The sequence below is a fragment of the Neglectibacter sp. X4 genome (assembly GCF_009917365.1).
Taxonomy (GTDB): domain Bacteria; phylum Bacillota; class Clostridia; order Oscillospirales; family Acutalibacteraceae; genus Acutalibacter.
In genome coordinates this window covers 1-20,779 of sequence record NZ_QWLE01000041.1, presented here as the reverse complement: position 1 = coordinate 20,779, position 20,779 = coordinate 1, and the positions used below count along the sequence as shown (strand labels likewise).

The 20,779-nt window shown below is 54.4% G+C and carries 28 protein-coding genes and 1 tRNA gene; 13 read left to right on the top strand and 16 right to left on the bottom strand.

Going from position 1 to position 20,779, the window contains the following annotated elements:
• Positions 1–670: 670 nt before the first annotated feature.
• Positions 671–1,159 carry an SLOG family protein gene (locus D1841_RS12755; RefSeq protein WP_023347301.1) on the bottom strand — a complete coding sequence of 163 codons (489 nt, stop codon included), beginning with the start codon at positions 1,157–1,159 and terminating at the stop codon, positions 671–673.
• A gap of 117 nt (positions 1,160–1,276) precedes the next feature.
• On the opposite strand from D1841_RS12755, the gene D1841_RS12750 reads away from it, so the two are divergent.
• A complete protein-coding gene (locus tag D1841_RS12750; protein ID WP_023347300.1) occupies positions 1,277–1,585 on the top strand; it encodes a helix-turn-helix domain-containing protein in 309 nt (102 codons plus the stop codon).
• Positions 1,586–1,633: 48 nt separating this feature from the next.
• Here D1841_RS12750 and D1841_RS12745 read toward each other — a convergent pair whose 3' ends face one another.
• Complete coding sequence (locus tag D1841_RS12745) at positions 1,634–1,885, bottom strand: hypothetical protein (protein WP_023347299.1); 252 nt, start codon at positions 1,883–1,885, stop codon at positions 1,634–1,636.
• A 143-nt stretch (positions 1,886–2,028) separates the two neighbouring features.
• On the opposite strand from D1841_RS12745, the gene D1841_RS12740 reads away from it, so the two are divergent.
• Positions 2,029–2,328: a helix-turn-helix transcriptional regulator gene (locus D1841_RS12740; protein ID WP_023347298.1), complete on the top strand. Its 300-nt coding sequence runs from the start codon at positions 2,029–2,031 to the stop codon at positions 2,326–2,328.
• A gap of 44 nt (positions 2,329–2,372) precedes the next feature.
• On the opposite strand, the gene D1841_RS12735 is transcribed toward D1841_RS12740, so the two are convergent.
• From D1841_RS12735 to D1841_RS12680, 12 genes are all read right to left on the bottom strand, one after another.
• Complete coding sequence (locus D1841_RS12735) at positions 2,373–3,956, bottom strand: recombinase family protein (protein WP_023347297.1); 1,584 nt, start codon at positions 3,954–3,956, stop codon at positions 2,373–2,375.
• A gap of 93 nt (positions 3,957–4,049) precedes the next feature.
• Positions 4,050–4,880, bottom strand: a complete 831-nt coding sequence (locus tag D1841_RS12730) for a recombinase family protein (protein WP_160643503.1) — start codon at positions 4,878–4,880, stop codon at positions 4,050–4,052.
• Positions 4,881–4,928: 48 nt separating this feature from the next.
• A complete protein-coding gene (locus D1841_RS12725; RefSeq protein ID WP_166554268.1) occupies positions 4,929–5,096 on the bottom strand; it encodes an SHOCT domain-containing protein in 168 nt (55 codons plus the stop codon).
• Positions 5,093–5,470: an RNA polymerase subunit sigma-70 gene (locus D1841_RS12720; RefSeq protein WP_160643501.1), complete on the bottom strand. Its 378-nt coding sequence runs from the start codon at positions 5,468–5,470 to the stop codon at positions 5,093–5,095. Before D1841_RS12720 ends, D1841_RS12725 begins: the two co-directional genes overlap by 4 nt.
• A gap of 111 nt (positions 5,471–5,581) precedes the next feature.
• A complete protein-coding gene (locus D1841_RS12715; protein WP_160643499.1) occupies positions 5,582–6,919 on the bottom strand; it encodes an N-acetylmuramoyl-L-alanine amidase in 1,338 nt (445 codons plus the stop codon).
• Entirely contained in the window at positions 6,916–7,335 is a 420-nt protein-coding gene (locus D1841_RS12710) for a holin family protein (RefSeq protein WP_160643497.1), read from the bottom strand. The genes D1841_RS12715 and D1841_RS12710 overlap by 4 nt, the downstream gene beginning before the upstream one ends.
• An 82-nt stretch (positions 7,336–7,417) precedes the next feature.
• The gene (locus D1841_RS12705) at positions 7,418–8,782 is read right to left on the bottom strand and encodes a tail fiber protein (protein WP_160643495.1); all 1,365 of its coding nucleotides are present in this window, start codon (positions 8,780–8,782) and stop codon (positions 7,418–7,420) included.
• Entirely contained in the window at positions 8,743–9,021 is a 279-nt protein-coding gene (locus D1841_RS12700; protein WP_160643493.1) for a cytochrome c biogenesis protein CcdA, read from the bottom strand. Before D1841_RS12700 ends, D1841_RS12705 begins: the two co-directional genes overlap by 40 nt.
• Positions 9,018–9,557: a thioredoxin family protein gene (locus D1841_RS12695; RefSeq protein ID WP_160643492.1), complete on the bottom strand. Its 540-nt coding sequence runs from the start codon at positions 9,555–9,557 to the stop codon at positions 9,018–9,020. Before D1841_RS12695 ends, D1841_RS12700 begins: the two co-directional genes overlap by 4 nt.
• Before the next feature lie 12 nt (positions 9,558–9,569).
• Positions 9,570–10,583 (bottom strand): permease, encoded by a 1,014-nt coding sequence (locus D1841_RS12690; RefSeq protein ID WP_160643490.1) that lies wholly within the window; start codon positions 10,581–10,583, stop codon positions 9,570–9,572.
• A 107-nt stretch (positions 10,584–10,690) separates the two neighbouring features.
• On the bottom strand, positions 10,691–11,023 hold the full coding sequence (locus tag D1841_RS12685; RefSeq protein ID WP_160643489.1) for a helix-turn-helix transcriptional regulator: 333 nt from the start codon (positions 11,021–11,023) through the stop codon (positions 10,691–10,693).
• Between the two features lie 351 nt (positions 11,024–11,374).
• Positions 11,375–11,461 (bottom strand) — tRNA-Leu (locus D1841_RS12680).
• Positions 11,462–11,911: 450 nt separating this feature from the next.
• Between D1841_RS12680 and D1841_RS12675 the strand changes: the two genes are divergently transcribed.
• From D1841_RS12675 to D1841_RS12660, 4 genes are all read left to right on the top strand, one after another.
• Positions 11,912–13,675, top strand: a complete 1,764-nt coding sequence (locus D1841_RS12675) for an ABC transporter ATP-binding protein (protein ID WP_160643487.1) — start codon at positions 11,912–11,914, stop codon at positions 13,673–13,675.
• Between the two features lies 1 nt (position 13,676).
• On the top strand, positions 13,677–15,446 hold the full coding sequence (locus tag D1841_RS12670) for an ABC transporter ATP-binding protein (RefSeq protein ID WP_160643485.1): 1,770 nt from the start codon (positions 13,677–13,679) through the stop codon (positions 15,444–15,446).
• Between the two features lie 350 nt (positions 15,447–15,796).
• Entirely contained in the window at positions 15,797–16,066 is a 270-nt protein-coding gene (locus tag D1841_RS12665) for a helix-turn-helix domain-containing protein (protein ID WP_237076340.1), read from the top strand.
• A 31-nt stretch (positions 16,067–16,097) separates the two neighbouring features.
• On the top strand, positions 16,098–16,484 hold the full coding sequence (locus D1841_RS12660; protein WP_160643481.1) for a hypothetical protein: 387 nt from the start codon (positions 16,098–16,100) through the stop codon (positions 16,482–16,484).
• 1 nt (position 16,485) lies between these two features.
• Here the strand turns inward: D1841_RS12660 and D1841_RS12655 are convergent, their stop codons facing one another.
• Complete coding sequence (locus D1841_RS12655) at positions 16,486–16,707, bottom strand: hypothetical protein (protein WP_160643479.1); 222 nt, start codon at positions 16,705–16,707, stop codon at positions 16,486–16,488.
• 63 nt (positions 16,708–16,770) lie between these two features.
• Here D1841_RS12655 and D1841_RS12650 point away from each other — a divergent pair, with 63 nt between their 5' ends.
• From D1841_RS12650 to D1841_RS12625, 6 genes are all read left to right on the top strand, one after another.
• Entirely contained in the window at positions 16,771–17,016 is a 246-nt protein-coding gene (locus tag D1841_RS12650; RefSeq protein WP_160643478.1) for a hypothetical protein, read from the top strand.
• On the top strand, positions 17,013–17,270 hold the full coding sequence (locus D1841_RS12645; protein ID WP_160643476.1) for a hypothetical protein: 258 nt from the start codon (positions 17,013–17,015) through the stop codon (positions 17,268–17,270). The genes D1841_RS12650 and D1841_RS12645 overlap by 4 nt, the downstream gene beginning before the upstream one ends.
• 167 nt (positions 17,271–17,437) lie before the next feature.
• Positions 17,438–17,653, top strand: a complete 216-nt coding sequence (locus D1841_RS12640) for a hypothetical protein (RefSeq protein WP_160643474.1) — start codon at positions 17,438–17,440, stop codon at positions 17,651–17,653.
• A complete protein-coding gene (locus D1841_RS12635) occupies positions 17,640–18,119 on the top strand; it encodes a hypothetical protein (protein ID WP_160643472.1) in 480 nt (159 codons plus the stop codon). Before D1841_RS12640 ends, D1841_RS12635 begins: the two co-directional genes overlap by 14 nt.
• Positions 18,116–18,406, top strand: coding sequence for a hypothetical protein (locus tag D1841_RS12630; RefSeq protein ID WP_160643470.1), 291 nt, complete (start codon positions 18,116–18,118; stop codon positions 18,404–18,406). Before D1841_RS12635 ends, D1841_RS12630 begins: the two co-directional genes overlap by 4 nt.
• A 13-nt stretch (positions 18,407–18,419) precedes the next feature.
• A complete protein-coding gene (locus D1841_RS12625; protein ID WP_160643468.1) occupies positions 18,420–18,875 on the top strand; it encodes a hypothetical protein in 456 nt (151 codons plus the stop codon).
• A gap of 593 nt (positions 18,876–19,468) precedes the next feature.
• On the opposite strand, the gene D1841_RS12620 is transcribed toward D1841_RS12625, so the two are convergent.
• Complete coding sequence (locus tag D1841_RS12620; RefSeq protein WP_160643466.1) at positions 19,469–19,891, bottom strand: lipoprotein; 423 nt, start codon at positions 19,889–19,891, stop codon at positions 19,469–19,471.
• A gap of 167 nt (positions 19,892–20,058) precedes the next feature.
• Here D1841_RS12620 and D1841_RS12615 point away from each other — a divergent pair, with 167 nt between their 5' ends.
• Positions 20,059–20,304, top strand: a complete 246-nt coding sequence (locus tag D1841_RS12615) for a helix-turn-helix domain-containing protein (protein WP_160265515.1) — start codon at positions 20,059–20,061, stop codon at positions 20,302–20,304.
• Positions 20,305–20,779 lie beyond the last annotated feature (475 nt).

Below are 20,779 nucleotides of genomic sequence, written 5' to 3'. Positions count from 1 at the left end.
CTTGCTTGCTTGCTTGCTTGCTTGCTTGCTAAACAATTATTGGCGCTCATCTCGAAATTTCAACCCTTTTTCTGTAAATTTTTTGTGAAATCTAGGCTTTTATCGGGCATCACAAGCCGATGATATCACATTATACAGCTTGGGGGCCGGGAAGTACACTCCCTAAGTTGGGTAGTTTGGGAATACTTTTTGCAAAGGTGGTATCGCCACCCATGATGACCATTTCTTTTTGTACGTTGATTCTATCAAGAACAAAATATGCAAGCATCATCTAATTCCTATAATTATCTACTGGGAAGGAGAGCCTGCGGTCAAGAAACAGTGATGGTTTAACGATAGCCCTAATAAAATAACGATACCAAATAAATCAACGATAGCCTCATCACCAAAATCTCAGAAATGCAAAAAGGCCCGCCGCTGGTTTGGAAATTTATCCGGCCAGCGGCGGGCTTTTGATTAACAATGCTGGAAAAACGGCCATTTTAGGCGGGTTTGGGCGAAAATAAAGGACATTTATCCTGATACTCTTTGTATCAAAATAAATGTCCTTAGATGGCAAAGGTGGCAAAACTTGATACAAATGCACACCCTTTTTGCGTAGGGGGGTGTTTGCAGAGGGGTGTGCAAGGCTAATAAGTTCAGCGGTCTAACAGCATTTTGTGGAGAAATATTAGCGAGGGAACAGAATCACCGGCACTCCGTGCTGCCTTGCGTATTCTATCGTGTTCCGTGTTCCGCTGGGCTGGCCGTTATAAACGGCAATCACCCGCGCCGAATGGTCAACCATCCACTGGTTCCGCCGCTGGAAACAATCCCGGCTGTATCCGGGGCAGATGAAGCGCACCAGGTCGGCCCGCTCCATGACTTGGCGGTACCGCTCCTGCCACTCCCGGCTCCAGCGGCTCTCGAAACCTGTGTAGGGACTGGCGCAGATGAGGCGGATTGCGGCCCCCTCGTCCCGGAGTTCCAGTACAATCTCCGCCGCCCAGAGATCGACTCCTCTTGCCATCCCTGAGATAAATGTTTGGAATCCGTCAGCAATAGCCTGACGGATTCCTTTTTTCAACCCAGAAATAACCTCGATTTCCGGCATTCCGAGGCGCTCCGGTCTGTGGCCTGTGAAGCAGCACCGATGTTGTCTCAACTCTTGCTCCGTCATTTTACCGTCCTCCTTCGTGTGATAACACTGTTTAATATAACGGTATATTCAGTACAAGTCAACGGTATAAAACCATTTAAGTGAACGGTAAAATATGAGCAAGAGGGAGGTGACATCATGGACACACATTCCAGATTGCGGCAGTTGATGGCGGAACGGGGCTGGACAGCCTATCGGCTGGCGAAGGAGAGCGGGCTTTCCGAGTCTACACTGGCGAATATTTTTAAGCGAAACACAGTTCCATCCATCGCAACCTTGGAGGCCGTATGCTCTGCTTTCGGCATCTCCCTGGCTCAATTCTTCGCCGAGAGCGAGATGGTGGAATTGACGCCAGAATTGAAGGAGTTGTTCGACCATTGGGTGTCTCTTTCCCCAGAGCAGAAGCAGGCGGCGCTACAAATGCTTCGGGCTATGAATACAAAATAAAATCTGTGCCGGGGATGTCAGGGTTCCCGGCACCGTTGATTTTCTGTATCAAAAGATTTCATACCAGCGCAGCAGATCGCCGCGCCCTTCCGCTTCCAGTTGTTCCACCGCATAGCGGAGCCATTCTTCCGGCGTGGGGATTTCCCCGGCGCGTGGTATCTCCTCCCACGATGCCCGTTTCACCGGGTCAGGGTCATTCATCCCAGCTTCAATGCGGGCCGCGATGATGGCCCTCATTTCTTCTACTGTGATATTTTGCTTCTGGGCCAAGTATTCAAAAATTGTTTTAGGTTCTTCCATGACAACCTCCTGTTTCAGTCAGTATTCCCCAGCCAGGGCTATTAAAACACTATGTCCTTTTTGGGCTGTTCGCTATCTACCCATCGTGCCTATTATAACACCATTTTGGGAATTATAATAGTTACAGATAGGCGGGTGATGATGTGGACGCACAAGGCCGAATCAAAGACATGATGGTGGAGCGGGGCTGGACGGAATACCGGCTGGCAAAAGAATCGGGCTTGTCCCACTCCACCGTTACAAATATGTTCAAGAGAAACAACGCTCCCACGCTGCCGACCTTGGAGGCGGTGTGTACGGCGTTCGGTATTACTCTGGCACAATTCTTCGCCGAAGGGAATCCTCTGGAGCTGACCGATGAACAGCAGACGCTGTTCGCCAAATGGACCTCGCTGTCGGACAGGCAGAGGAACCTTCTGCTGGAGCTTATGGACACAATGTAAAACCCGTTGATCCCATTTTGCGGAATCAACGGGTTTTATCTGTGTCAGCCCTCTATCTCGGTGCCGTTCTGGAAGGTGAACACCAGCCGCCCATCGTGGTAGGCCGTGGCTTTCTCGACTACCGCCAGCCAAAGTCCCTCGTTAAATTCAGTGATGGCTTCGGTGTACTCGGAGAGTTCAAACATAAACCCGCCGATGCTATCCGCTTGGGCCAGCCGCTGGGCTTTCTCTATCTGGAGCGCGTCCAGCTTGGCCTTTGCCGCATCATACCGTGCTACATAGCCATTGTAGCGTTCAGTGTATTCCTCCTGGCTCTGGGCGCTCCGGGCGTTCTCCTGGATGCACCGCTGGGTCAATTCCGTCACCACCTCAATTTCCTGGCGCAGTTCCTCCAGCTCGGCGTCAATGGCAGAGCAGTTGGTGAGGTGGTTCTGCATGATGCGGCAATCCTCCAGCAAAGTGTCCTTGCCGTCCAGCAGTTGATTGAACGCTGCCAGGAACCGGGCCTTGATGTCCTCCTCCCGCAGATGGGGCGTCCGGCACTTCCGCTCCCCGGCAAATTTCTCGTTGCATTGCCAAATGGTGCGGCGGTATTTGCTGTTGGAGTGCCAGACCTTGGAGCCATAAAAGCTGCCGCAGTCACCGCAGACGATGCGGGCGGCAAAAATGCTGTTGCCACTGTAGCGGTGGCCCAGCCCCTTTCGGCGCACGAACTCGGCCTGCACCTTGTCAAATTCCTCTGGGTCGATGATGGGCTGATGGCTCTGCTCGATGTAATACTGCGGAACCTCGCCCTCGTTGACTTTCATCTTCTTGTCCAGGAAGTCGATGGTGAATTTCTTTTGCAGGAGCGCCGCTCCCTTGTACTTCTCATTCGTCAGGATGGAGGCCACCGTGGTCGTTCCCCATTTCGATTTTCCCGCCGGGGTAGGGATGCCGTCAGCGGTCAGGGCCTTGGCGATGAGGTAGGGCGTTTTCCCCGCCATGAAAAGGCTGTAAATCCTCCGAACGATGATGGCCTCCTCCTCCACAATGACGGGGAGGTCATCCGGCCCCTTTTCATAGCCGAGGAACTGCTTGTAGGGGAGACTGACCTTGCCATCCGCGAACCGCTTTCTCTGGCCCCAGGTCACGTTCTCCGAAATGGAGCGGCTCTCCTCCTGGGCCAGCGAGGACATGATGGTCAGCAGCAGCTCGCCTTTGGAATCGAAGGTCCAGATGTTTTCTTTCTCGAAGTAGACCTCGATGTGGTTTTCTTTCAGCTTTCGGATGGTGGAAAGGCTGTCTACCGTGTTCCGGGCAAAGCGGCTCACCGACTTGGTGACGATGAGGTCGATCTTCCCGGCGAGGGCATCAGAAATCATCTGGTTGAATCCATCCCGGTGGCGGGTGTTGGTCGCCGAAATGCCCTCGTCCGTATAGACTGACACAAATTCCCACTCTGGGTTGTTTTTGATGTAGCGGGTGTAATAGTCAATCTGTGCCTCATAACTGGTGAACTGCTCATCGCTGTCAGTGGACACGCGGGCGTACCCCGCCACCCGGCGTTTCCCAGCCGCCACCACGGGAATCTGGCTGTGCAGATTGATGGTGGCCGGAATGACCGTTACTGCTCTTGCTGCTGGCATGATCTCATCGCCCGTCCTTTCTTCGCAAATTCTCTGGCGGCAGCTTTCATCTCTGGGGTCCAGCTTTCCGCTCTGGAGCGGTCTGCCCATCGTTTAACGGTTTGAGTGCCGTCCTTGAACAGAAATACCACCCCGGTTGGGCAGCGTCTTTTTGGTGATGTGGTTTTCCCGGAATGTGGTCTGGAGGAGCAGGTTTCCTGTGTAGGAGTAATTCCCCAGCACCTTCCGAACGCTGGAGCGGCACCATGCGTGGCCGTTGCGGGAGGGTTTGCCCTGGGCGTTCAGCTTTTTCATGATGGCCTCAATGCCCATGCCGGAAAGGTAGTCGGCGAAGATACTCCGCACGATCTCGGCCTCCTCCGGCTTGACGATGTAAACGCCATCCTCGTACCGATAGCCCAGCACCTGCCCCGACCAGGGCTTACCATCCTCGAAATTTTTCTTGATGCGCCATTTCTGGTTCTCGCTGGCGGAAAGGCTCTCCTCTTGGGCGTAGGATGCCAGAATGGTGAGCATCAGCTCTCCGTCCGCGCTCATGGAATGGATGTTCTGTTCCTCGAAATAAACATCCACACCCAGCGATTTCAAATCCCGGACGGTTTGGAGCAGCACTACAGTGTTCCGGGCGAACCGTGAGATCGACTTCGTGATGATGAGGTCGATGTTCCCAGAGCGGCATTCCGCCAGCAGACGCTGGAACTCGGCGCGGTTCTCCTTCGTGCCGGTCAGGGCCTCGTCCGCATACACCCCACAATAGAGCCAGCCAGGATGGTTCTGGATAAGGTCGCTGTAGTAGCTGACCTGAGCCGACAGGGAATGGAGCATGGCGTCCTTGCCGGAGGACACTCTGGCATAGGCCGCGACCCGCTTGGCCTTGGGCTGGGCGGGGATGCTAAACCCCACCCGTTGAACTGTTCTTTCCAAAAAATCGCCTCCTTGGTGGTCACATATTCGCTCTAAACCGCAGTTTTATCAAGTTATTGTGCGAAAAATGCTATCCAAAGACAGGCCGTACTTTTTGGTCATAATTGTATCAATTTCGGCGTAGTCCCTCTCCGAAATAATGCCTTGCCGAAGCATTGCGGCGGCGAGGCTCATGGCTGCTTTGTAGGCGACAAGGCGGTCGAAGAACTCCATCATTCCACCCCCTTCCGCCGAGCGTCATCGTAGCAGCGCCGGGAGCAATATTTCCGCTTTTGGTTCCCGTAGCTTTCAAAAGGCTGGCCGCAATGTGCGCAGACCAGATGATAAAAAGCCTTGCGGTTGACCCGCTCCGGGTGGGAGTTCCACCAAGCCACGCGGCAGGCATCCGAGCAGAACTTCTTTTCCTTCCGATGGGGCGTCTGCTCCACAGCGGCCCCGCATTGGAGACACCGCTTCTCGACTGCCGCCTGACTCCTCCGACACACAGATTTGACCGTATTGAGGGAATAGCCTGTGATGGCGGCGATGCGCTTATAGCCCAGCCCCTGCCGCCGATATTCCATAATTTCGATTGATTTGTCCGTAGCCATGTTGTGATACCTCCTTACAGGTAGGCCACAGAACAGCGAAACTATAACCGAAAATCAAAAAAAGCCTGCGGGAAATCTCCAAAAGAGAAACCCGCAGGCTTTTGATGCGCCTTATAGCTTTGTCACATAGTCCAGGGAAATCCAGCCTGCGCCGGATTTCAGCCTGCCCCAGCCCTTGGCAGAGCCGGGGCCGTCCTTGACCTCGGTGATGGTGAACACGCCAATGCCAGTGAAGTTCCCAGTGGCGGCGGTGTCCGTTCCGGGGCCGCTGCGGATGCGCAAATCGGGGACGGACACCTTCACCAAGAAGGGAACGGCGTCAGGAACAGGGGCCGGAGCAGCCCCGCCAGAGGTGGCGAGGATGGCTTTGAGGATGGCGATGATCTTCTTCCCGTAGCCCGCGCCGGTGGCCCAGCCCTTACCCTGGGGATTCTCCCGCTGTCCCAGCCACTCCACCACCTCGGCACAGCCCCGCGCCACATACTTGAACCGGGGGTCGATGCACTCGCCTTTCAGCGGCTCGGTGGAGGCGTAGGCTTTGAGGTGCTGCACCTGCGCCCGGATACCAAGCTGGGCCGTGGAGAAGGAGTTGCCCTTCATGCCGTTGGCGGTGACACCCATGCCGCAGAAGTTGTTCTGGTCCAGTGTGACGGCGGAGCCGGAGAAGGCAAAGTTCCCGGTCTCCAGACAGGACTGCGCAAAGGCGATGTCGCCCCGTACACCCTCCGCTGCTCCCTCGGACAGATAGAGCGGCACCATGTCCAGAACGCTCTGGGCCACCATGGGATTCTTGGCCTTGAGATAGGTGCACATCTGTTCCGCAGTAGCCACCGCCGCGCCCATGATCTTCGTGCCGGACACACCGCTGGGGGCAGCGGCCCCGCCACCCATCGCCGCTTTCACGGCCTTGCGGAAGGTGTCCATCGTGTAGGGCAGGCCGAGCTGCGTCCACAGATGCTCCGGATCGCCGTGGTTGGAAGCGATGCCACGCTTACAGCCCTCCTTATGGCTGACGATCACCCCATCGCCGAGCGGGTCCAGGGAGAACTTCTGGCAGAGCATGGCGAACAGCTCCACCGCCGCGTCATAGGTGCGCTTGGCGACCGTCTGGGCGGTGGCCTTGTCGGAGCAGGTGAAGGTGGCCCCGCCGGTGTACTTGATGCAGGCGGGTTCGCACATCTCCACCCCGATGTGAGTGTTGTTGCCGCTGGCCCCGCAATGCCAGCCCCGATGGTCCCAGGGGAGGCACTGGTAGATGGTGCCGTCATTGCCGTCAATGAAACCGTGGACGCAGGCCCGGTCGTAGCTGGCGCTGTTCCAGTTCTTGATGAACACTTGGGCGCTGGGCTGGGAACAGCCCACGGAGTGGAGCATCAGCCCCTTGACCGTAATCTTCCGGCCAGCGGTGTAGCAGGGATTCTTGGTGAGGATGGATTCAATGAGCCTCATTCGTCCTCACCGCCTTCCTCCGCCCGGTCGTGGAGCTGGGCCAGAACATCCTTCAGCTTCTTGGGGATAGGCAGACCAAGGTGGGCGGCGTTCTCCAGCAAGGACACACCCTCGTTGGACAGGTAAAAGAAGATGATCGCCGTCCGCAGCACCGAGCCGGTGCCAATGACCTCCACATCCAGGATGTTGGCGATGCCCACCAGGAAGAAGATCAACACCTTCCGGCAGATGCCGCGAAAGCCCACCTCGCTGGACAGCTTCTGGTCGTTGATGGCGCACATGACCCCGGTGATGTAGTCCACCGAAGCGAACACCACCAAGGCAATGAGCAGGCCGTCACAGCCGCCCAGAAAATAGCCCAGCCAGCCGCCCACAGCGGTGAACACGAACTGAACCGTGTTCCAAAATTCCTTCATTGCAAAAACCTCCGTTTCTGAAAATGTGTATAATAAAAGGCCATCCGCCAAGCGGCGGACAGCCTTTCATCCGTTATTTGGTTTAGGTCGATCTGGCCTTGATATAGGCGGGGATACCATCCTTGCTCATGACCGGGAGCCACGCGCCCTCGCCGGAGAAATCCATCAGCCCATCGAACAGCAGCTTGCACACCACCGGGATGCCAGCGGAGTTGAGGCCGCTGAGATACAGTGCGTTCTCGCCGGGGAGATAGGTGATGCAGCCGTTCTTCGCAATCAGCCCCAGGAGGCCCAGCGTGTCGATATAACCCCAGCCGCCCGCAGCCAACTTGGAGCCGAACAGCAGCCCGGTCCCCACAAAGATGAACCACATGGACTGCTCCGCCACATAGCAGACGGAATCGGTGAACAGCACCGCTCTGGACGGGAGTTTGATATTGATGTCCCTCCACTCCGGCAAAGTGCTGCCGTTGTACCGCCCATGCATCAGTGTGACCTTTCGGTCAACGAGGTCTACGTTGTAGAGATACTCATTGTTCGCACCAGTAGGGAGCGTGATCATCTGGGGGGTATAATCCTCAGCGACAAATCTTTTCAGATACCTGCCGCGCTCATCCTGTTCGATAGCCGTTTCCATGTTGGTGTAACTGTTATAGGAAGAATACGGATCACTCTCCGGCGTTCCATAGAGGGACTGAGACACAGAAGCGATGCTGAACCAAAACTTGTATCCGTAGTTGTTCGAGTAGAGATAGATACCAAGGAAACGCGAAGCATAGAGCGCCTCGTTCTGATTCTTCACGGAAAAGCCGAACTTTGCAGCCAACTTCGGCGTGTAATGCTTACTCATGCTGCCGCTATAAGCCATGCAGTAGCCTTGAATCTGCTGCGCCGAGGAAGAATACTGCCCAGCCGTCCATGTGATATAGTAGAAATAGCTGTCACTCATATAGAGGGCCATCATCTTGGTGCCGCCCACATCTACCACATAAGGGATGGTGTACTGGTTCGCCGTTTGAGTCACCCGACCACTGATATAGGTGGTTACCGCCGTCATTTTGATAGAGGTTTCCGAGCCGGTGAACGACACCAACTCAAACAGGAGAATCTTCGCCTGCGTTCCACCGATCTGTGTCAGGTAAAGAGAACCACCGCAGATAGAGAGATACACCGGGCTTGCTCCAGACAGGGCCTCGGCTCCAGTCACAGGGATGGTCTTTGCCGCGCCGGTAGCCGGAACGCAGACCAGCAGATGGGCATCCACCAGATATGCCCAGATGGAGCCGTTGAACACACAAGTGTTGGTGATGGCTCCGGCCTTGTCTGCGGTGTAGGCTGTTTTGAGGTCCTGCGCCGTTGGCTGCTTGGTCCCCAGCAGGGCCACCAGCTCCGGGTAATCGTCCTCGCTCACAAAGCTGCCGTCACACTTGAGCCAATCATCGCCCATGCAAGTGTTCCCAGGATGGTAAAGGTGATTGCTGAACCGGCGGCAAACACCAGCGACAAATGAAACGCCTTTTTAGGCTCTGTACCTGTTCCCCCCACATAGCCGATTACCAGGGGGATGCTGGATAGAGAACATGGCGTAAACGAGGTCAGCACTCCCGCCAGCACAGCCAACAGCGGGGCCAGCCAGACACTTTCAGAGATCAAAGTGCCGAGGGTGTTCAGCCAGGAATCAATCATGCCTCCACCCCCATTTCCGTGAGGATCAGCCGCATTTGTTCTTCGGTCAATCCGCCCTGATGGACGGTAAAGACGTGTTCCCCGGTTTCCCGTGAATTGTATAGGATGAAGTCAATCTGTTGGGCCAACTCAACGCTGGGAACAAAGGGTGTTCCGTCCGCGTTTACTATCACCTGCGTGGGAATGACTTGAACGGGGACATTTGATGCGGCCTCGGCATACTCCCATACATCCACAAACTTGATAAACGCCTTGCCGGTCATTTCCTCGTTCATCGTTTTCAAAACCGGAGCCATTTGCTGGCAGGGGACGCAGGAATCAGAGCCATAGTCCACGATGATAGGCAGGCCATGCTCGGCCAGCGTCTCAAAGTCAATGGCCTCCGTTGCGGTCAACGTAAAGTCGGTATCTTCTGGGGCGGTAGAATCCTCCGGGGCCTGAGTGGTCGCAGGTGGATTTTTGAAAAGATAGATACCGGCGATAATCGCCACAATCAGGCAGAGGACCAGAATTTTTACAAGATTTTTCTTTGTCATAGTGCCTCCGCATTAAATAAATACATACTGCAACGCATTGAACAGATAGCCGACAAGGATGATGCCCACAGAACAGATTGTAATGAACAAGGCCAGCAGTTTCGGCTTCACCGCCTTGCGGAGCATGATGATGGAGGGCAGGCTCAAAGTGGTTACGGCCATCATAAAGGAGAGAATAGTGCCAAGCTGTGCGCCCTTCGCCAGCAGTGCCTCCGCCACGGGAATTGTGCCAAAGATGTCCGCATACATGGGAACGCCCACCAGGACAGCCAAGAACACGCCAAAGGGGTTGTTGCTGCCGAGGACCGCTTGAATCCAGCTTTCGGGAATCCAGTTGTGGATGATCGCGCCAATACCCACGCCGACCAGAATGTAGGGGAACACTTTTTTGAACGTGCTGACAACCTGATCTTTTGCAAAGATAACCCGGTCACGCTTTGTCAAAGTGGGGGATTCCAAATCCACGCTGCTGGCATTTCGGATAAATTCTTCCACATACTGCTCCATGTGCAGTTTCTCAATCAGAGTGCCGCCTGCAACGGCGATAACCAGCCCCAGCACGACATACCAAATGGCGATTTTTGCGCCGAAGATGCTCATAAGGAGTACCAGACTGCCCAGGTCAACCATTGGGGAGGAAATCAAGAAGGAGAAGGTCACGCCCAAAGGTAAGCCCGCGCTGGTAAAGCCGATAAATAGCGGGATGGACGAGCAGGAGCAGAACGGCGTTACTGTTCCCAGCAGAGCGGCGATGATGTTGGCCCCGATGCCGTGGAACCGGCCCAGGATACGCTTGCTCCGCTCTGGCGGGAAGTAGCTCTGGATGTACGAGATTATGAAAATCAGAGTGCAGAGCAGAATAGTGATCTTGATTACATCATAGATGAAAAATTGAATACTACCGCCCCAATGGGACGCAGTATCCAGGCCGAGCGCCGATACCAAATTTCCGATCAGCACGTTCATCCACTTCATTCCGAGGATTTGATCCTGGATGAACAGCCAGACGGTTTGCAAGATTTCCATATGTTACCTCCACGAACAAAATCTATAAATCGCAATTTGTCGATTTATTATTGCTAAAGTAAACCGCCACTGGCCACATGGCGGCTCACTTATCGCACAAACAAAAATTATACAACGGCACGTCTTGAACCACACAAGCAGTCAATATCTTCTGCCTCTGCGGTGCAGGTTGTCAGTTGGGTGAGCAAGGCAACCGCCTGTGCGCTCCCCTCCGGGTCGATACGGTAATATACCCACTTTCCCTCTTTCCGGCCAACAACAACACCAGAATCATAGAGGATTTTCATGTGGTGGGAAAGGGTGGACTGCCCTATGTGCAGTTCGTCTAACAGCTTGCAGGCACACTTCTCACCCCCGCGCAGCAGCGACAGGATGTGCAGTCGGTTTTCATCACAGAAAGCCTTGAAAACTCGTGTACTCTGTTTATCGGATAGGTACATTGTCTCACCTCACATCTAAGTTCTTCGATATTATTATATGCAACACTTCGATAATTGTCAATATGTTTTTTGAAATTTTTTGTCGTGTGGCTATCCAAGGCAAGATTGCCCTGCTCATTTGCTGTATAACGATAGCCCCAATAAAATAATGATACCCAATAAATCAATGGTAGCCCAGCCCCTGATGACCCTCAAAAAACAAAAAAAGCACCGCCCCGGCCCGGTTTTCTACCAGGCCAGAGGCGGCGCTTTCTTCAAAATTGTTAGAAAACCCGCTATTTTCAGCGGTTTTAGGCAAAAAGCAAGGACGATTATCTCGATACTCATTGTATCAAAATAATCGTCCTTACATGGTGCCGCTGACCGGGATCGAACCGGTACGATGTTGCCATCACGGGATTTTAAGTCCCGGGCGTCTGCCAGTTCCGCCACAGCGGCATATAACTAATATTATCATACAGATCCTGCAAAATCAAGAGGGGAAAGCAAAAATTTTGCCCCGCAGCCGCCAAACCTGCAAATTTTTCGCTTTGGAAGCAGCAGAAGCTTCTGGTTCGGGAGGCGTTTTACCTGGGATGCGCAGGGCAAAACCCGGAGAAGAATAGTATACAAACTTTGCCAGAAATCACCGGGGGGGATTTGTTATACTGCTGAAATTTAAAATTCACACAAACCCATCTTGCTTTTTCTCCTGGCAGGTCTATAATAAGCAGGGTTTAGAACCCGCGCCCATGGAGATGCCGGCAAAGCTTTCCGATACGGGTTTTACCGTAAGCGCGCTTGAAAACCGGCAAAGGCTGATTTCCAGGCAGCGCTGACTACCCAAAAGCAAAAGGGCGCCAGCCCGCCTATCACGCCGCTGCCCGTTCAGCAGGGAGGAAATGTGCTATGTTTCAATTAAGATGGGTGTGGGCCCGCTTGCAGGGCCTGCGCAAAAAGTACGTGTTCGCTTTATGCTCCACCGTCGTGCTGGCAGTGCTGGCACTGGGCAACTCCGCCATAACCGCCCGCATTATGGACACCATCTTCCGCCCCCTCCAGGAGTCCGGGACAGTGGCGGAGGATGCCATCCGCCACCTCATCATCATGGTGGCAGTCCTCATAGGGTTCACTTTGTTCCGCACAGGCTTCGGATACCTTTCCATCATGACCTATGAGAACGTGTCCCAAAAGCTGATATACGACCTGCGCCGGGATCTCTATAAAAACATGCAGGAGCAGGATCAGGCTTTCTACAGCGCCTACCGCACCGGCGACCTGATGACCCGCCTTACCGGCGACATGGACATGATCCGCCACACTGTGTGCTGGGTTGTCCGGCAGCTTATCCACTGCGTGGTGCTGTTCACCACCACCACTATCACCTTCTTCGCCACAGACTGGCTCTTTGCCCTCACCATGCTGGCTGTAACGCCTTTCATCTTTGTCATCACCCTGGTGTTTTCCCGCCAGGTACACCCCCTCTATGTGGAGCTTCGGGAAAAGCTCTCCCGCCTGAACACTGCCGCCCAGGAGAACATCGCCGGCAACCGGGTGGTAAAGGCTTTTGCCCGGGAGGAGTATGAGAAAGAACGCTTCGACGAGAAGAACCGGGACTATAAGCAGGCCAACGAGACGGCGTCTTTGCTATGGCTGAAATTCAGCCCCTATGTGGACACCCTGTCCCAGTCCCTTTCTGTGGCTGTGCTGCTGGTGGGCGGCATATTCCTGATCAATGGCCGTATCACCATTGGCGCTTTCACCCTCTTTAACGGCTTAACCTGGACGCTGGTAGAGCCTATGCGTATGCTGGGCATGCACCTGAACGATTTGCAGCGGTTCTTTGCCAGCTCCAGCAAAATCATTGAGCTTTACTATGCCAAGTCTACCATCACCACCCGCCCCGACGCTGTAAATCCCAAAGGCCGCCTGCAGGGCAGGGTGGAGTTCAAGGGCGCGGGGCTGAAGCTTCATGGCGCCCAGGTGCTGCGGGATATCGACCTCACTGTGGAGCCGGGGGAAACAGTTGCCATTATGGGACCCACAGGCGCCGGCAAAACCTCCCTTATCAGCCTTATCCCCCGCTTTGCCGACGCCACCCAGGGGGAAGTGGACATAGACGGCGTGCCGGTGCGCATGTATGACCTTAAAAAGCTGCGCTCCTCCATTGGCATTGCCACCCAGGATGTGTTCCTCTTCTCCGATTCTGTAGACGGCAACATCTGTTATGGCGACAGCGGCATGCCAGAGGATGAGGCGAAAGCCTTTGCCAGGATGGCGGCAGTGGATTTCGCTGAAAAGCTGCCCCAGGGTTTTGACACGGTTATCGGCGAGCGGGGCACAGGCCTGTCCGGCGGGCAAAAGCAGCGCATTGCCCTGGCAAGGGCTTTGGCAGTGAAGCCCAGCGTCCTCATCCTGGACGATACCACCTCCGCTGTGGATCTGGAAACAGAAAAGTACATTCAGGAGCAGCTTTCCGGCCTTAGCTTCCCCTGCACCAAGATCATTGTGGCCCAGCGCATTTCCACCACCAAGCGGGCCGATAAAGTGGTGGTAATTGAGGACGGCAGGATCACCCAGGCAGGCACCCACAGGGAGCTGATTCAGCAGCCCGGCTATTACCGGGAAGTTTACCTGCTGCAAAATGGCGGCACAGAAAAGGAGGTGGGCTGAAATGGCGCGCAACCGCTTTGACGTAGACGAAAACCTGGAAACCCCGTTTAACTTGAAACACCTGCTGCGGGCAGGTACATACATCGGGCAGCACAAGAAAAAAATGGTGCTCTCCCTGCTGTATTCCGCCATTTCCGCAGCAGCCGCCCTTGTAGGGCCGCTGCTGGTGCAGCGGGGCATCAATGTCTCCGTACCCAATAAAGATTATGGGGAGCTGGTGCTCCTGTCCGCTGCCATGCTGGCCGCCATTGTCGTGTCAGTGCTCTTCGGCCGGGCGCGCAGCAGGTACATGATTTCCGTCGGCCAGGAGATTATCTATGATATCCGCAAGGATCTTTTCGCCCACCTGCAAAAGCTGCCCTTCCAGTTCTATGACGACCGCCCCCACGGCAAAATCCTGGTGCGGGTTATCAACTACATAAACAGCGTGTCTGACGCGCTGTCTAACGGCATTATCAACTTTATCCTGGAAATTTTCAACCTCCTGCTCATTGCCGCCTTCATGCTCATCTGCGACCTGCGGCTTTCCCTGGTGGTGATGGCGGGGGTGCCTTTGCTGCTCATTGTCATCTTCTTGGTGAAGCCTGCCCAGCGCCGGGCCTGGCAGGATGTATCCAACAAATCCTCCAACCTGAACGCTTACCTTCATGAAAGCCTGGACGGCATGAAAATCACCCAGGCCTTTGTGCGGGAGGAGGAAAACGCCGGGATTTACGACAAATTGAACCAGAACTACCGCCGGAGCTGGATGCGCGCCCAGTACACCTCCAACCTGATTTGGGTGTCTGTAGACAACATCTCCACCTGGGTGGTGGGGGCCATGTACCTGGTGGGCCTGTGCGCCCTGGGGCCTGGGATGCAGATAGGCACCATTATCGCCCTGTCCTCCTATGCCTGGCGCTTCTGGCAGCCCATGCTCAGCCTGTCCAACCTCTATAACACCTTTATCAACGCGGTGGCCTATCTGGAGCGCATTTTCGAGATGATGGACGAACCCGTTACGGTGGACGACGTGCCGGGAGCCGCCCAACTGCCGCCCATTCAGGGCGCGGTGTCCTTTCAGGACGTGACCTTCTCCTATGACGGCAGCGTGAATATTCTGGAAAATTTCAACCTGGAGGTTGCCCCCGGCGAATCCATCGCCCTGGTAGGCCCTACAGGGGCAGGCAAGACAACGGTAGTAAACCTGCTCTCCCGCTTCTACAACCTGAACGGCGGCCAGGTGCTCCTGGACAGCCATGACATTGCCGGGGTAACGCTTCAGTCCCTGCGCAGCCAGATGGGCATTATGCTCCAGGACAGCTTCATTTTCTCCGGCACCATTATGGACAACATCCGTTACGGCCGCTTGGACGCCACTGACGAAGAGGTGATTGCCGCCGCCAAAACCGTATGCGCCCACGAGTTCATCTGCCAGATGGAGGACGGGTATTACACCCAGGTCAACGAGCGCGGCTCCCGCCTGAGCCAGGGCCAGCGGCAATTAGTGGCCTTTGCCCGCACCCTGCTTTCCGACCCTAAAATCCTGGTGCTGGACGAGGCCACCTCCTCCATAGACGCCAAAACGGAAAAGCTGGTGCAGCAGGGCCTCCAGGCCCTCTTAAAGGGCCGCACGTCCTTTATCATCGCCCACCGGCTCTCCACCATCAAAAGCAGCGACCGCATCCTCTATATTGCCAATAAGGGCATTGCTGAAATGGGCAGCCATGAGCAGTTAATGGAGAAACAGGGCAAATACTACCGCCTGTATACCGCCCAGTTGGAGGATTGAGGCAATTATAGTGGTGGTAAGGAAAAAGGAAACGCCTTAGAGACAAAATACACAAACTGTCATAGCAAAGGCGAGGGAAGAATATAAAACACGGAGATGTCCAGAGTATCAAGGAGGTCATCAAGAACAGCAAATCCGTCTGTCTGCATCCTGCAATCTGCAGTAATACCGCCTGTCGGAATTAAAAACCGCCCAATCGTGAGTATGGAGTTGTTCGACAGTGCCCTCGCTGAGGCAAGCATTACAATTAGGTTACACAAGGTCAAACGGCCTGTGTAGCCTAATTTTTTTGCAAAGAAATAGGAGAACAACAGAACCAGGGGTGAAGAATCTTGCGGAAATATAGGTATTTGACATTCGCGGACCGCAAGCAGATTTCCGCATGGTATCAGTCAAACGACCGTGCGGCGGACATAGCGGTTCGGCTGGGTATGAGCGTAAAAACGATATACCTTGAATTGAAGCGCGGGGAAGAAACGGACGAAAGCGGGGCCGTTATCCTTGACCGCAACCAGCGGCCCGCATACAACCCCGTTCTTGCCCAGCAGAGGTTACAAGCGAACTTCAAGCGGCGCGGGCGCGTCGCGGCGGAGGAAGCGACGGAAACGGCGGGAGCATAAGCCCGCGAGAATTAAACAGGAGGTTTTGACAGTGACAGAATTTGAACGAATCACGCAAAGCCCGGAAACGCTGGCGGCGTTCCTTGCGTCCTTGCCCTGCATTGAGGGGCCGTGGGACGAAGCCTTTCACGAACGGTTCTGCAATTACTGTCCGGAGAAAGATTGTGGCAACTGCCAGTATGGGGAATACCGCAACAATCCCCTTTGGTGGTTGAAGTTGAGGGACGAACCCAGCGAGGGGACAAGACAGGCGGCGAAAAGGCTTGCAGACCTTGTAAAGCGATATTCCGCGCTGGAAGCCGCAGAACTGCTGGATATATCCTTGAATGCGGCAAAAATTCTGAACGAAGAAAAAGACATTGATTGGGCAATGGCTATCAGCGCGGCGCAGTCAATAGGAATCTATGACCGGGGATAGTTCACAGGAGAACGCGAACGGCACTAATAACCGAATCAAGCCGGAAAACTTCAAGTTTCTGCTGGCGTTCTAACTGTTCGATCCTCCATTTTATAGAATCCTGATCTTCTCCATACGGCAACAAGGCTTTGTAGATATTCCCAAAGCCGATAGCAAGCCCTATATCCTTATACATAGTGGGCTGAATTTGACGTATCAGGTTAAGAAATTGAGCGTCGTTCATAGGCGCGAACCCTCTATTCTGTATTTTACCACAGATCGGAGGAAAAAGAAAGACGATGAAAAGATGAACATTGTTTCTTTCGGCGGCGGTACGAACAGTACCGCAAAGCGGGAGTTTTGCAGGGAATACGGGATAAGCCCCGGCGACTATTGGTGCGGCCTGTCCGACCTGACCGCCCGGCGGTTGAAGCCGGAAGAGGTCAAGGCGTGGGAAGCAGACGCACAGACGGAGCGCGACACCCTGATTTTTATTCAGGGAATGCTGGAGATCGGAGCGAAAGCCTATGCGGAACGGGGGTGCGTTGTATGAGTGTTTGCCGCGGGTGCGGGCGTGCTATCGACTGGATAAAGACGACCGCTGGAAAGAATATGCCCGTTGACCCTGAACCCGTATTCGTGATCGAGGGGGACGGGTGCGACCGTTTCGTGACAGACGACGGCGCGGTGGTTGTCGGGCGGGTTGCCCGCCCGGAAGAGGAAAGCCGCGATCTTCCCGTTGCCTTTGTGCCGCATTGGAGAACTTGCCCGAATGCAGGGGATTTCCGGCGGAGCGGGAGGGGGTGAGGACATGAAGCGTCAATTCTGCTTGCCTTGCTTCCTTGAACTACAAAAGGCAGGAAAGCACAACATAAAGCGCGTGGGCGGCAGGAATCAGAAAATCACGTGCTGGCGGTGCAAACGCCGCCGCTATGGGACCGACTATGAAATTTCCCGAAAGGGGGGTGCGGGCCGTGACGCGTGACGAACTAAAAGCGGCGTTCGATGAGCAATGCCCGGTTATTCACGGGGGCATTACATATCAGCGCATTTCCGCCCTGATTAGCCGCAGGGAACCCGGAAAGCGGCGGGCGTTCCTGCAAGTTGAACTAATGGACAGAACCGGGCGTTCGGTCACGATTGCCGACCCTGACAGAATCGAAAGGAGCGGGAGCAATGCCAAAATATGAGTTTGTCGCCGTCGATTTCGACGGGACACTTTGCGCCGACGCATTCCCGGAAGTGGGAGAGCCGAGAGCCCTTGTCGTTGACTATGTGAAGCGGCTGGCGGCGGAGGGGTCAAAGATCATTCTTTACACCAGCAGGGAGAACGGAACGCGCCCTTTGCTTGATGAAGCGGTGGCGTTCTGTAAGGCGCAGGGAATCCCACTGTATGCGGTCAATGAGAATCCGGGGAACCCGCACGCCGCAAAGAACGGCTTGAAGCATTCCGACGGGCGGAAAGTGTTTGCCGATCTCTACATTGACAACAAAGCCGTGAACCCGCTTGCAATCGAAGCTTTCGGCGCGGTGGAAATTATCGCCCCGGAAGTGCAGAGGATTTCGGCGGTTTTGGGTCAAGTTGTGGAAACGCTGACCCCGCCTTTATGGAGAATCGCGGTATATACGCGGGCGGTCATGAGGGGCGGAAGATGAAGCCGATCAAGATTGAACGCAGGAACCCCATACGGCCCCGCAGGAAGCGGCAGGGGTTCCCGTGGTATGAGCGGGCGGAAGTCTGGACCGTTGCGAAATATGCGGCCCTGACCCTTGCGGGAATCATGCTTTTTCGAGCGGGACAAGCCCGCGCCCTGATCGACCGCGGATATGCCGCAGTAGGCGGAGAAGTATTCGCCTTGTTTCTGCCAGCCTATTATTTCATCTTTTCAAAGCTTGCCCGCGACGTTATCGCGGAAAAGCAGAACGGTTCAAAAAATGATTAGGAGGTCAACGACCATGAAAAGACAGCAACTTTCAACCCTGAAAGACGGCGCAAGGTTCGTTTACGGCGGCGTGGAATGGGTCAAGCTGGAACACTTTTTCACAGAAACAAACGATTTAGGGACGGTTGCCATTGCCGCCGAACCCGTCTTTGAACGGGCTTTCGACGAAGAGAACTGCAACGATTGGCGCAAGTCGTCCTTGCGCCGGGAACTGAACGGGCCGTTCCTTGACGCGCTGATTGCAGAGGGCGCAGACCCGGCGGCGTTCATGGAGTTTGAAAGCGACCTGACCGCCGACGACGGAATGACGGACTACGGAACCGCACGGGACAAAATCGCCCTGATTACGTGCGATCTTTACCGCGAACACCGGGCCTTGCTTCCGAAAATCGGGTGCTGGTGGTGGACGCTGACCCCATGGACGTGCGTACATGAATATTCGTGCTATCAACCTATGGATAAGGTATAGCATAGATCGGCGGAAAAGTCAACAAAGAACGCCGTTTTTATGCGGCGTGGCGGGCTTGTAGTGGGTATTAAGATTCCGGCGAAAGCTTGTCCACGTCATACAGGAAGCAACGGGGAGATCAGCAGGGTTCGGCCCTTGCCCTTTGCCCTTTTCTCTTGTCTATATCTCTTCATACGCCGCCGAGGGTGATGGGGGGTTGCAAGGGGGGAAGAGGGAGGGGGCGTTGTGTGAACCCTCTTCCCCCCTTGCAAGGTTAGGTATAGCAGACAGCCGGAAACAGAACACGCCCGCTTTATTCATCGACAGAAAGAGGGTGAAGCACGGTGCGAAGTTTCATTCGTGAAAAGAAAATCTATTGCGGCAAGCAATATCGGGAGGTTGATATTTTTACCTACACCGACGCGCAATGCAGGGCAGTAAAGCGCGGCACACGGTCAAAGAAAATCAAGGAATCGGAGCCAAAGCAAAAGAACTTGAATGACAAGAACGCCCGCCGCTATTTCATTCAGACCGCAAACTTGAATTTCGGGGACGACCCGGACGCGTTGCACGTGACGGCTACATATAGCACAATTATGCCGACGGCTGGGTTCTCAAATGCGACATATCGAAGTATTTCTATTCGATTCAGCATGAACCGTTAAGAAGTTATATTGTTTGTATTCAGGATAAAGAACGTCTTTGCCGTCGCTGATTTCGGAAATCGTGCCGTCGTCGTTCATCATAACTTCAAGGGTATTTGTCCCCCAGCGAACCTTGTAAACGCCGTCGGTTTCGGAAACCGTGCTGATCTTCCCGTCAAGGCCGCAGGACACAAGCGCAATGAAAACGTCGTCGGCCTGTTCCGGCGTGATCTGCATATCTGCCCGAATTGTGTTCATCGAATCCGGGTAGAAATCATATTGCGCGGAAAGTTCGCTTGATTTCGGCGTGTCGAGATCAACCAGCACGTTGCCGCACGCGGAGAGGGACAGCGCAAGCCCCGCCGCAAGGATAAGAGAAAGAACCCTTTTCATTTTGGAATCCTCCATTCCGCCGCCCGAAAGGTTAGGCGGCTTGCTTATTTTTTCAAAGGTGGAACCGTCTGTTTCAACGTCGTTCTGACCTTTAACACAATTATACACTTGACACGTGTTAAAGTAAAGAATAGAGCGGAACTTTAACACATAGGAGGGAAGCCGCATTGAAGATTTACGAATACAAAGGCCGAAAGAACCTTTGCGGACAGCGGATAAAAGAAGCCCGCGCCCGTCGGAACATAACGCAAGCCGAACTTGCCGCCCGCTTGCAGATTGCAGGGGTAACAATGGAGCGGGACAGCGTAAGCCGAATTGAGATCGGGACCCGCTTTGTTACCGACTACGAATTGACCGTGCTTGCAAAGGTGCTGGGCGTGTCTATGGAATGGCTGACAGAACAGGAAGATTAAAAGCCCGCCGGGAATCGAACCCGGCGGGCTTTTGGTGTTGGCGGATTGTTCCGCCAGCCCGCATGAAATGCCCCGGCGCGGTTTTCAATCTTGCTTCATGCGAATATTTTTGAAGCAGGCCTTTGTTTCCTTTTGAATTTCGCTGATTCTGTACGGGATAAGATCATTCAGCATGAAGTTTTTTTCCTCTTCAAATTCCGCTTGCGTGCGGACACGCCAAAAACCGGGCTTTTCGGGGTCCTCTATACGCTGAAAACAGCCGTCGGCCTCCGCCTCTTCCGGGGTTTGCCAGCGGGTTCAGTTTTCGCGCATTTCATTAAACGATTTTATGCGGTCCGCCTGTTTCTTTAGGGCTTTTGCGCCGTATTGGGAAAGGTTAGTTTTATTTACAAGCTTATTAAATAGTGCCTACATGAGTTAGGCACGAATGGCAGCCCAAATAGCGATACAACGGACGTGTACCGCAGCGATAAAG